The 12,232-nt window shown below is 32.5% G+C and carries 8 protein-coding genes and 1 pseudogene; 5 read left to right on the plus strand and 4 right to left on the minus strand.

Annotation, left to right across the window (positions count from 1 at the left end; translation table 11 throughout):
- The 4 genes from AC0L3M_RS13300 to AC0L3M_RS13315 form a co-directional block, all read right to left on the minus strand.
- The gene (locus AC0L3M_RS13300; RefSeq protein WP_473431082.1) at positions 1 to 2,778 is read right to left on the minus strand and encodes a TonB-dependent receptor; all 2,778 of its coding nucleotides are present in this window, start codon (positions 2,776 to 2,778) and stop codon (positions 1 to 3) included.
- Positions 2,779 to 2,976: 198 nt separating this feature from the next.
- Positions 2,977 to 4,824, minus strand: coding sequence for a glutamine--fructose-6-phosphate transaminase (isomerizing) (gene glmS / locus AC0L3M_RS13305; RefSeq protein WP_292943223.1), 1,848 nt, complete (start codon positions 4,822 to 4,824; stop codon positions 2,977 to 2,979).
- Positions 4,825 to 4,830: 6 nt separating this feature from the next.
- Positions 4,831 to 6,465, minus strand: coding sequence for a DUF4270 domain-containing protein (locus AC0L3M_RS13310; RefSeq protein WP_341587238.1), 1,635 nt, complete (start codon positions 6,463 to 6,465; stop codon positions 4,831 to 4,833).
- Between the two features lie 29 nt (positions 6,466 to 6,494).
- Positions 6,495 to 7,304, minus strand: coding sequence for a glycogen/starch synthase (locus AC0L3M_RS13315; RefSeq protein WP_145005597.1), 810 nt, complete (start codon positions 7,302 to 7,304; stop codon positions 6,495 to 6,497).
- Positions 7,305 to 7,414: 110 nt separating this feature from the next.
- Here AC0L3M_RS13315 and panC point away from each other — a divergent pair, with 110 nt between their 5' ends.
- The 5 genes and pseudogenes from panC (at position 7,415) to radA (ending at position 12,129) form a co-directional block, all read left to right on the plus strand.
- A complete protein-coding gene (gene panC / locus AC0L3M_RS13320) occupies positions 7,415 to 8,263 on the plus strand; it encodes a pantoate--beta-alanine ligase (protein ID WP_473431083.1) in 849 nt (282 codons plus the stop codon).
- Between the two features lie 13 nt (positions 8,264 to 8,276).
- Positions 8,277 to 8,627, plus strand: coding sequence for an aspartate 1-decarboxylase (gene panD / locus AC0L3M_RS13325; protein WP_473431084.1), 351 nt, complete (start codon positions 8,277 to 8,279; stop codon positions 8,625 to 8,627).
- Positions 8,628 to 9,582: pseudogene (locus tag AC0L3M_RS13330) on the plus strand (lysylphosphatidylglycerol synthase transmembrane domain-containing protein).
- A gap of 36 nt (positions 9,583 to 9,618) precedes the next feature.
- Positions 9,619 to 10,764 (plus strand): alpha/beta hydrolase, encoded by a 1,146-nt coding sequence (locus AC0L3M_RS13335; RefSeq protein WP_292943239.1) that lies wholly within the window; start codon positions 9,619 to 9,621, stop codon positions 10,762 to 10,764.
- A 3-nt stretch (positions 10,765 to 10,767) separates the two neighbouring features.
- The gene (radA, locus tag AC0L3M_RS13340) at positions 10,768 to 12,129 is read left to right on the plus strand and encodes a DNA repair protein RadA (RefSeq protein WP_145005610.1); all 1,362 of its coding nucleotides are present in this window, start codon (positions 10,768 to 10,770) and stop codon (positions 12,127 to 12,129) included.
- Positions 12,130 to 12,232: the final 103 nt, after the last annotated feature.

Raw genomic sequence — 12,232 nt, forward strand, 5'->3', positions numbered from 1 at the left:
TTAGTTATTAATAGTTATTGATGCATAATACATAGATCCAATAAATCCTGTACCAAAAGCAGTAAAGTACTCGTTACCTGTAAGATTTGTAGCTCCTACTTTGATAACTGATTTTATGCTAGGTACTTCATAATTAATTTGCGCATCTAATACATGAAATTCTGGTACTATACCATTTCCAAATGTTGCTTCCCAGAAATAATCATCACTAAACCTATATGCGATGTTAAATCCAAAGTTTTCAAATAAATCTGTATGACCAAAAGTTGCTTTAAATTTGTGTTCTGGTGTATTAAAGCTAGTTTGGAAATCTGGGTTAGCAGCTTGATCAAAATCTTGTTTAGTAAAAGTATAACTTCCTCCTAGGTCAAATCCATTTAGTACTTTAGTAGAAAGTCCAATAGATGCTCCATAAGAGTTAACATCTGCATCAGAGTTTGTGTAAGCACTATAAGCTTGATAATCTCCATTAGCAATTGCTTGAGCAGAAAGTCCTCCATCACCAAGTCCTCCATTACTTACGGTTCCGTAAAAAGGAGCTATTACAACTTCTTGAGAAATAAAGTCTTCATACTTGTTGTAATAAGCGCTAATATCTACTATTACACTTTCGTATTTTCCTCTATAACCAACTTCAAGAGAAGTTACTTTTTCCGGTTTAATAATTTCAGGGTTAGCAACTGTTAATAAAGCTGGGTTTCCTGCAGCAGCAAAAGCTGTAACAGAACTTGCTGAATATGAGTTGTTGTATGCAGCCGCACCTGTTTGAGTAACTGTACTAGGTTGTCCAAACATGGTTTGACCTTCAAAACTAACATTAAAATCTCTAGTATATCTATTTAAGTTATCAGGAGCAGAACCTACTAAAATTGCTCTACCAGCATCTAATCCAATAAATAAATCTTGAGTTGTCGGGTTTCTAAATCCTGTTTGTACAGAAGCTCTAATATTATGATTTCTGTTTAAAGTTAAACCAGCTGATAATCTTGGAGAGAAGAAACCATCAAATAATTCTGATTTGTCATAACGACCTGATAAGGTTAATTTAAGCTCCATTTCTTCTGATAATTCAATATCTTTCTGTATTTGAGAATATACTCCAAATTCAGAATATTCAATTGGGCTTTGTCCATCAGTGTATATTGTACCGCCAGAATTTAGTGTGTATTTTCTATAAGAACCACCAACTTGTATATCTGCAATATCCACTAAGTGGCTAAAGTTGTAATTTGCATCACTATGAAAATATTTTGATGCATCTTGAAATTTAGACCCAGTAGCTAAATTTGGATCATTTATACTTTTGTTAAATGCACTTTTAAATTGTGGTGATCCTGGTTCGTATCTTCCTGTGTCTGCTGCTGCTCTTGCTGCATCATGTTTTTGTTGGTCTGTTAATCCTAATGGGTTACCACCAAGTTCAATCCCAGCATAAGTCGCTATATAATCTCCAAACCAGTCTTCGTCGCTTTTCCAAGCTCTGTTTATGTTAATTCCTGTAAACACCATGTCATAAGAATCTCCTGCTTTGTCAGACACTTCATAAGCTCTAACAAAAAAGTTGTCGTTTCTTACTTCTAGTTTGTGTTGTTGTTGGAAAAAACCATCAATATTATATCTGTTTGTTCCTTGATAAATAGTGGTACCTGTTCCTACTTTACCAACATATGAAAACTCTAAACTGTTACCTTCAATTGGACGGTAATATAAACCCCAATCAGCTTTTACACTTTCGGCGTTATATTGTGTTAAGTCTCTTTCATTATAACCTGTTCTACTTACTACAACATCTGGTATAACACCTAGACCTGATGCAGCTCTAATGTTAGTTGAAACTTCATCACCATAGACATTTATTCCGTCATAATTTGTGTTTGATCTTGTTCTAGTTGGGTCAAGTTTATCAACTTCACTAGTCGCTTGCCAATCTGTACCTTTTAAGTAACCAAAGTTAATTTTTGCAGCAAATTTATCGCTAAACTTGTGTGCCATTCTTACACTTAAGTCAGTATACGGATTGTCACCTGCAACTTCTTGAGATGTTATACCTCTTTTAAAAGAAGCACTAATACCTTCATGATCAAATGGGTTTTTACTTCTCATAAATAAAATACCATTAAATGCATTTGCACCATATAAGGCAGATGATGCACCAGGTAATAACTCTACACTTAATACATCAGTTTCTGTCATACCTACTAAGTTACCAATAGGGAAGTTTAAAGCAGGAGTAGAGTTGTCCATACCATCAACTAATTGCATAAATCGTGTATTTGCAAAAGTTGCAAAACCACGCGTATTTACAGATTTGAAGGTTAAACTGTTAGTGTTAACATCTACACCTTTTAGGTTTTCTAAACCATCATAAAAATCTGCAGATGCAGTGTTTTTAATTTCTTTTAATCCAAATCGCTCCACAGTAACTGGAGATTCAAAAATACGTTCTGGAGTTCTGGACGCAGAAATTACTACTTCGTCTAACGCTGTACCTTCATTAAGGACAACATTAATAATTTGTTTATTAGTTGTTACTTCAACATCTTTAGAAGCAAAACCTACACTACTTATTTGTATAGTGAAAGGAGGATTTTGATCAGTCGTTAACGAAAAGTTACCATCAAAATCAGTTGCTGTTCCTACTGATGTGCCAGTAATAATAATGTTTGCACTAGGAATTGGTTGCTGACTTACATCATCTACTACTGTTCCTGTGATCGTTGTTTGCGAAAAAGTTAGTCCGCAAAAGCACAAAAATACAATTGAAAGGATTGTTCTCATTTTTTAGATTTAGTTAATTTATAATGCCAATATACGTTTTTTAACGAAATTTTTAGAAAAAGTGAGAATAAATTATGCACGCATAATAAGTATTTCTAAAAAAAAGACGCTTTAAAGCTAATTATTCACAAAAAACAGGGTTGGTTTTTGCGTAATTAGAAGCTTTAAAGCGTCTTTGATGTATAAACAGTTATCTAATTACTCTACAGTAACAGATTTTGCTAAATTTCGTGGTTGATCGACATTTTTTTCAAGCATTACCGCAATATGGTATGATAATAGTTGAAGAGGAATTGTTGTAAGTAATGGAGTTAAAGACTCTATTGTCTCTGGTACTTCAATTACATGATCTGCAACATTTTTAACGTCTACATCTCCAGTGGTAACTATACCTATTATTTTACCTGATCTAGATTTAATTTCTTGAATATTGCTTACAACTTTTTCGTAGTGTCCTTTTTTAGTAGCTATTACAAAAACAGGCATTTGCTCGTCAATCAAAGCAATTGGTCCATGCTTCATTTCTGCAGCAGGATAACCTTCTGCATGAATGTATGATATCTCTTTTAGCTTTAATGCACCTTCCAAAGCTACAGGAAAATTATATCCACGACCTAAATACAAACAGTTTTTAGCATCTTTATATATTTCGGCTACTTTTTTAATGTGTTCATCTGCTTTTAAAGCTTCTTTTACTTTTTCAGGTATTAGCTCTAACTCTTGTAAATGATGATGGAAATCTGAATTTGACATACTTCCATTAGCTTTAGCTAACTTTAAAGCTATTAAAGTCAAAACAGTAATTTGTGTTGTAAAAGCTTTAGTGGAAGCCACACCTATTTCTGGTCCAGCGTGTGTATATGCTCCAGCATTTGTTTCTCTAGCAATAGTAGATCCAACGACATTACAAACTCCAAATACAAAAGCACCTTTTGATTTTGCTAATTTAATCGCTGCAAGTGTGTCTGCTGTTTCTCCAGATTGAGAAATTGCTATTACCACATCCTTTTCTGTAATTACAGGATTACGGTATCTAAACTCTGATGCGTATTCTACTTCTACAGGTATTCTAGCAAGGTCTTCAAAAATATACTCGGCTACCAATCCTGCATGCCAAGAAGTACCACAAGCTACTATAATAATACGATTAGCATTCAAAAACTTTTCTATATTATCATCTATACCAGCCATACGGATTATTCCTTCATTGGCTAATAAACGACCTCTGTAAGTATCCCTGATTGCATTTGGTTGCTCATGGATTTCTTTAAGCATAAAATGCTCGTAACCACCTTTTTCAATTTGCTCAAGATTAAACTTAAGCTCCTGCATTGAGGGATTAACTTCAGAATCGTCCTTGATTTTTCTGATTTTTATTTTTTTATTTCGACGCACAATAGCCATTTCTTCATCTTCAAGATAAATAGCATTTTTTGTGTATTCAATAAAAGGAGAGGCATCACTTGCTATAAAAAACTCGTCTTCTCCAATACCAATTGCTAAAGGACTACCTAGTTTAGCTACGACAATTTCGTTTGGTTTGTTTTTGTCAAAAACAGCAATAGCATAAGCTCCAACAACCTCGTTAAGTGCTAGTTGTACAGCTTTACCTAATTTTACGTTTTGTTTTTTCTTAACTTCTTCAATCAGATTTATTAAGACTTCTGTATCTGTATCTGATTTAAAAACGTACCCTCTTTTTATAAGCTCTGTTTTTATCGAGTCGTAATTTTCAATAATTCCGTTATGAATTATAACTAGATCACCTGAATTAGAATAATGTGGGTGAGAATTTACATCATTTGGTACACCATGGGTTGCCCATCTTGTATGACCTATTCCAACTGTTCCTTCTGTTGTGATTTCTTCTTTTACACGTTCTTCTAGATCAGCGACTTTACCTTTAGTCTTAGATAATTTGATATCAGTACCATCATATAGCGCAATACCTGCACTATCATAACCTCTGTATTCTAATCGTTTTAAGCCTTCCATTACAATAGAATAAGCTTCTCTATGACCTATATATCCAACAATACCACACATAATAATTTAATTTTCAGGTTCTGTATAAAAAATTTCAAAACTAGCTCTTACGTTTTCTGGAACAGCTGGTGTATTCCCATAAAGTATTGTTCCTTCTGGAGCGATAACTGAACTTTGAGGAATAATATTTACAATGTTACTTTCATTAGTATTAAATACTTTTGAAGTTCCAAATAAGTTAATATTATTGGTAACGTAAATACCTAATTTTGTATTAGTCGAGTCATTTAATAAGATGTTATTAATATGCTCAGTAAGTCTAATTTTATATTTTACTCCGTTTCCGCTATCATCTCTTTCAAGTTTTGGAGAGTAAATTATTTTTGAGTTATAAGGATCTGTTGAGTTACTAGTTACATCAACAAAATAATCGATAATTGGAAGGTTGTTTTTTAAATCATAAATCATTATCCTGTCTGGCTCTGATGTTCCTCCAGTAGAAGTACTATGATCTACATATAGATTTAGATTAGCTTCATTAATCAACCATTGTCCGTTTTTACCTTTAAAGTATTCCCAAGAATCTTGAGTAGCGTTGTTTTCGTCAATAATGTTACCATTAAATAAGTCTAAAACAGTCATTGATCCTTCAAATCCTTTAATGAATAATTGATCATCACCAGAAGTGCTATTTCCGTCTGTTAATGGTGTAAAATTTGAAAGGTTTTTAAAAGTATTAAACTTGTTACCGTTAAAGTTAAAGGTGTATGTTCCTGTTTCTCTATCTCCTGCGTCATCACCATCATATTCATACTTAATTTCAACTTTAGCATTAGTAGTAAGGTCTAAAAACAGTAAGCTACCGTCAACAGAAGTATCGTTTTGCTCAACTTTTAAAATTAATCCTCTAAAAAAGTTTTTAAAGTCAGCTGCATTTGTAATTGCAGGGTTTGCGCTTCCGTCTGCAGCAAAGATTATGTCTTCCCAAAAGTTAGCAGGTACAATACTTGGATCGTTTAAATCAACATAAATTCCTGGAGCTAATCTTTCTTCAACTTCAGGGTCTTCTCCTGGTTCAACTTCTGCTTGAATTACATGCTCTAAAGCACTAGGTGTAAATGTTTGATTAGGATCTGCAGGATAAAGTAATTGTTCTTCAAAAGCTTCTAAGTTTAAATTAGTGTAAGCGTTTGAATAATAAGCTTGTTCGTCCTCAAAATTTGTTTCAGGGTCTAAGTTTCTTAAAAAGTAACTAGATTTGTAAATAGATAATTTAAAAGGGCTTGACGAATCACCATATATTGAGTCTAGAGTGTAAGTTGAGTTACCATCTTCATCCGTTTCAGTTACTGTAGAAAAATACGGAAGATATAATTTAACAGAAAGTATTGATGGATTGTCACCAAAATCTGGAGCTAAATCGTCAGGTGTAATTTGAGAGATAAAACTTGCAGCTGTTGATCCGTAATTAGGATCGTTATATATACCTAAAACATTACTAGATAAACCACTTGTTTGTACTCCTTCTAATTTTTTATTGTATGCTATAAAAGGGAATACTCTACTACTTGTAGAAAAATTTTGAGCACCTCTAATATCGCTTTCTACATTTACAAAATCTTTGTCGCAAGCAATAGCGGTAAAGGCAATAATCATCAAAACGACTAATGGTTTGATGCTTTTTAATATGAATCTTTTCATAGATATTTCTTAAATATGGCAATATTGCGTTAGTCTAAAACGCTAGTTGTATAAAAATTAGTGTATGCTTCGCTAAATTCGTCTTTAGCATGAAAATCTAGAACAGGTTTTTTAGATTCTTTTAAATAGGATGTTAGCTCTTCAGGTAAATCTTCTGATCCAACAATTAAGGCGTCAGAGTTGTCTATCGCTACCTTCATTAGATTATTATAAGTAGGCTTAACTAAATCCTTTATTTGATCTTCATCAATATTATCAAATTTAATTTTATCAACTAATTTTGAATTTAACTCGTTTTCAAAGCCACTTTTATATACTGAAGTAACAATTTTGCTTTCGTTAAATAAAGGTTCGTCTTTGTAAAATTGCTTTAAATATAGTGGTAGTAAAGAGGCTAACCATCCATGAACGTGAATAATATCTGGTGACCAATTTAATTTTTTAACGGTTTCAATAACACCTTTAGCAAAAAAGATAGCTCTTTCATCATTATCAGAAAATAAATTTCCATCCTCATCTGTAAGTGTTGCTTTTCTTTTAAAATATTCATCGTTATCTATAAAATAAACTTGAATACGTTCTTTAGGTATAGAGGCTACTTTAATAATTAAAGGCATGTCTAAATCATTCACAACTAAATTAATACCAGAAAGACGGATAACTTCATGTAATTGATGTCTTCTTTCGTTGATATTTCCATATCTAGGCATGAAAATTCTTATTTGTCCACCTTGCTGATTGATCATCCTAGGTGTTTCAAATGACATTGAAGAAATTTCTGTTTCCGGTAAATAAGGCACCACTTCAGATGATACATATAATATCCTCTTATCTTTCATATATTGTATAGCTTTTTCAGAATTATCATTAAAAAACACGCAAAAGTACAAAATTTTATGCAGATTGCCACTAAAATATTAAGTTTGCATCCGTTAATTAAATATTAAAAATGCTTGTATTTACTAATAAATCTAAAATTGGTGCCCATATTTCTTCTTTAAAACAAGAGGGAGAAACTATTGGTTTTGTGCCTACTATGGGAGCTTTACACCAAGGACATTTGTCATTGGTAAAGGAAGGATTGGCTAATAACTCAAGGTTAGTTGTTAGTATTTTTGTTAACCCTACTCAATTTGATAATGCTGACGATTTAGCAAAATATCCACGAACTTTAGAGGACGATGTTGCTCTTTTAAAGACCGTTTCTGACAAAATAATTGTGTATGCACCAACCGTAGATGATATTTATGATGGTAATACAAAAGCCCAACAATTTAGTTTTGATGGCTTGGAGTTTGAAATGGAAGGAAAATTTAGAGTTGGACATTTTGATGGTGTAGGTACTATTGTTAAACGATTATTTGAAATTGTAACACCTAATAACGCTTACTTTGGAGAGAAAGATTTCCAGCAATTGGCAATTATAAAAAAATTAGTGAGTAAATATAAGCTGCCTGTAACAATAGTTGGTTGTGATATTTTTAGAGAAAGCTCAGGTTTAGCTATGAGTTCTAGAAATGTACGTTTAAAACCTGACTACAAACAAGCAGCACCTTTTATATACAAAACACTTAAAGAAGCTAAAGTTAAGTTTGGCACAAAAAGTGCAGATAAAACAACAAAGTGGGTCCAACAACAGTTTGATAAACATGAGTTATTGCAATTAGAATATTTTATTATAGCTGATGTTGACACTTTAAAAACCGTAAAAAGAAAAAATAAAACTAACACTTACAGAGCGTTTATTGCAGTTTATGCAGACGACATCAGATTAATAGATAATATCGCTCTAAATTAATTATCTTTGCCCTATGCAAATACAAGTAGTAAAATCTAAGATTCACAGAGTAAAAGTAACAGGAGCTGACCTAAATTATATAGGTAGTATAACCATTGACGAGGATTTGATGGATGCAGCAAATATTATTCAAGGTGAAAAAGTGCAAATTGTTAACAATAACAATGGTGCAAGACTAGAGACATATGCCATTCCTGGCCCAAGAAACAGTGGTGAAATCACATTAAATGGAGCTGCCTCAAGATTAGTTGCAAAAGACGACATCTTGATATTAATAACGTATGCGTTTATGGATATTGAAGAGGCTAAAGTATTTAAGCCTTCTTTAGTATTTCCTGACGAAGCTTCCAACCTATTAAAGTAAATGTCCAAAAGGCTTCTAGTAAAAATATTAAAAATAACGCTCCCAATTTTATTGGGAGTTTTTTTAATATGGTATTCTCTATCTCAATTATCTTTTACAGATATAGTTCAGTTTGCTAAAAATGCAGATTATAAATACATTTTATTAGGTGTTTTTTTTGGCTTACTAAGTCACTTATCTAGAGCCTATCGTTGGTTATTTATGTTAGAACCTTTAGGTTATAAAATAAAATTAGGTAATAGTATAATGGCTGTATTTGCTACTTACTTAATTAATTACACAATCCCTAGAGCTGGAGAAGTAGCAAGAGCAACTATATTGACTAATTATGAAGGCGTCCCTTTTGAAAAAGGATTTGGTACAATAGTAGCAGAGCGTATAGCAGATATGATTGTCATGTTAGGTATAATAGCAATTACTTTGTTTTTGCAGTTTGACTTTATATACAGTTTTTTAGTGGATAAATTTGATTTTACTAAAATCCTGGTTGCAGGACTAATCTTAACGGTTTTTGCACTATTTTTTATTCTTTTTATAAAAAGAAGTCAGTCAAAAATAGCTTTAAAAATTAAAGGATTTGTAACTGGATTGATTGAAGGAGCTCTTAGTATTTTTAAAATGAAAAAAGTGGGCCTTTATATTTCACACTTTATTTATTTGGACCATGTACGTGCTTATGTTTTATGTAACTACGCTAGCTTTTCCCGATTTAAACGCTATGCCATTTGGAGCTGTTTTAATAGGGTTTATTTTAGCAAGTTTTAGTATTGCAGCTACAAATGGAGGTATAGGGTCGTATCCAGAAGCTATTGTTATTGCTTTTACTTTATTTAATCTACCAGTGGACCCAAGTCGTGCATTTGGTTGGATTATGTGGAGCTCGCAAACAATTTTGGTTTTTGTTTTTGGAGGAATTTCGTTATTATACCTTCCCTTTTTTAACCGAAACAAATAATTTGTAACTTACACCCAAACTTAATCATCACACATCATGAAACATATATTTTTTCTATTTGTAGGTTTATTTTTAACGTCTAACCTTAGTGCGCAAACTATATATAAAGAGCTTAACTCTGAAAGGCTAGGAGAAACTAGACAAATAAAAATCCAATTACCAAGAAACTACGATACATCAAGTAAAAAATATCCCGTTATATATGTTTTTGATGCAGATTACTTGTTTGAGCCTGTTGCAGGAAATGTGGACTATTATGCCTATTGGGAAGACATACCAGAAGCTATTGTTATTGGTGTTAATCAATACGGGTTAAGAGAAAACGATTGTTATTATAGCGAACAAAACTCTCTGCCAATCGAAAGTGGAGCAGCCTTTTTTGAGTTTATTAGCATGGAGTTGGTTCCGTTTATAGATAAAACCTTCCGTACAGAAAACTTTAAAGTTGCTGTAGGACATGGTAAAACAGCAAATTTTATTAATTACTATCTGTTAAAAGGTATTCCTTTATTTCAATCTTATATTGTTTTAAGTCCAGAGTTAGCTCCAGATATGGCTAATTATTTAACAGAAGTATTTCCTAAACTAGAACAAAAAACGTTTTACTATTTAGCAAGTACTACCAATGATGCTTCAAATATTCATGAACAAACTGAAGCTTTGTCTAACGCATTAAAAGCAGTAGACAATAATAATGTTTTAAAAACATTTGAGACGTTTGATGGACCATCACACTATACCTTACCTACTCACGCAATTCCTAAAGCATTAGAGAGTATCTTTTTAGTGTTTCAGCCAATTAGTAAAAAAGAGTACAAAGAAACAATTTTAAATCTAGAAGGCAATCCAGTGGATTACCTGACGGAAAAATACCAAATGATTGATGAGTTGTTTGGAATAGAAAAACCAATTTTAATTAACGATTTTAAAGCAATTGAAGCAGCTATTAAAAAGAAAGAAAATTGGGAATATTTTGAGGATTTAGGAAAATTAGCTAGAAAAGAATATCCAGATACATTATTAGGAAATTATTATTTAGGACGCTTTTATGAAGAAACAGGAGAGCCTAAAAAAGCAATGAAAACATACCAGTCGGCTTATGTACTATCAGAAATAGCAGGTATTACTAAAGATCATGTTTTAGAATTATCAGAACAGATTAAAGCAGATTTTGGATATTAACTTATGGCTAAAGTAAAAACCACCTTTTTTTGTCAAAATTGCGGTACGCAATATGCTAAATGGCAAGGACAATGTAATGCCTGTAAGGAGTGGAATACAATTGTTGAAGAGGTTGTGCAAAAACCAGAAAAAAGCGATTGGAAAACACCGACTAATAATACAAAACGAGCATCAAAACCATTAAGAATAAACGAAATTGATTCCTCTAAAGAAGCAAGATTAGATACGCTTGATGCGGAGTTTAATCGTGTGTTGGGTGGTGGGATTGTACCAGGATCTTTAACGCTTTTGGGTGGAGAACCAGGTATTGGTAAAAGTACATTGTTACTTCAAATTTCATTAAAACTACCTTATAAAACCTTATACGTTTCTGGAGAAGAAAGTCAAAAGCAAATAAAAATGCGTGCCGAGCGTATAAATCCTGAAAACGAAAGTTGCTACATTCTTACTGAAACAAAAACACAAAATATTTTTAAGCAAATCGAAGCCTTAGAGCCAGATATTGTAATTATTGATTCTATTCAAACATTGCATTCTGATTATATAGAGTCCTCAAGTGGAAGTATCAGCCAGGTTAAAGAGTGTACGACAGAGCTTATTAAATTTGCTAAAGAAACCAATACACCAGTAATTTTGATTGGTCATATAACAAAAGATGGTAACATCGCTGGACCAAAAATATTAGAACACATGGTAGATACAGTGCTTCAGTTTGAAGGAGATCGTAACCATGTTTTTAGAATTTTACGTGCGCAAAAAAACCGATTCGGATCTACACACGAACTTGGAATATATGAAATGCAAGGTTCGGGATTAAGAGAAGTTTCTAATCCAAGCGAAATATTAATTTCAAAAAAAGATGACGAGTTGTCTGGTAACGCTATAGCAGCAACATTAGAAGGTATGCGTCCATTAATGATTGAGGTTCAGGCATTGGTTAGTACAGCTGTTTATGGTACGCCTCAACGTAGTGCAACTGGATTTAATGCTAAACGACTAAATATGTTGTTAGCAGTTTTAGAAAAACGTGCAGGTTTTAGGCTTGGCGCAAAGGATGTTTTTTTAAATATAACTGGAGGTATATCTGTGGATGATCCAGCAATAGATTTAGCTGTGGTAGCAGCAATTTTGTCCTCAAATGAAGACGAAGCTTTACAAGCAAATTTTTGTTTTGCTGCGGAAGTTGGTTTATCTGGAGAAATCAGACCAGTACAACGTGTAGAACAACGTATACTTGAGGCAGAAAAACTAGGTTTCTCCACTATTTTTGTATCTAAATACAATAAAATTTCATTAAAAAATACTGCAATCAAAATTCAATTAATCTCAAAAATTGAAGACTTGGTGGATTTGATAATTACGTAGTGGATTTTATTAGATTCATACTTTCTCGATAATTTTGCTTTATCGTGTTGTTGTTTTAAGCTTTTTTTATGATCAAAAAACAGAGTTTTAAACAGAATTCCTT

The sequence above is a fragment of the Olleya sp. KJ81-1 genome (genome assembly GCF_055808135.1).

Bases quoted from the DNA above. Each gene is read 5' to 3' on its own strand.
- AC0L3M_RS13300 (WP_473431082.1), bottom strand. From the start codon at position 2,778: ATGAGAACAATCCTTTCAATTGTATTTTTGTGCTTTTGCGGACTAACT.
- glmS (WP_292943223.1), bottom strand. From the start codon at position 4,824: ATGTGTGGTATTGTTGGATATATAGGTCATAGAGAAGCTTATTCTATT.
- AC0L3M_RS13310 (WP_341587238.1), bottom strand. From the start codon at position 6,465: ATGAAAAGATTCATATTAAAAAGCATCAAACCATTAGTCGTTTTGATG.
- AC0L3M_RS13315 (WP_145005597.1), bottom strand. From the start codon at position 7,304: ATGAAAGATAAGAGGATATTATATGTATCATCTGAAGTGGTGCCTTAT.
- panC (WP_473431083.1), top strand. From the start codon at position 7,415: ATGCTTGTATTTACTAATAAATCTAAAATTGGTGCCCATATTTCTTCT.
- panD (WP_473431084.1), top strand. From the start codon at position 8,277: ATGCAAATACAAGTAGTAAAATCTAAGATTCACAGAGTAAAAGTAACA.
- AC0L3M_RS13335 (WP_292943239.1), top strand. From the start codon at position 9,619: ATGAAACATATATTTTTTCTATTTGTAGGTTTATTTTTAACGTCTAAC.
- radA (WP_145005610.1), top strand. From the start codon at position 10,768: ATGGCTAAAGTAAAAACCACCTTTTTTTGTCAAAATTGCGGTACGCAA.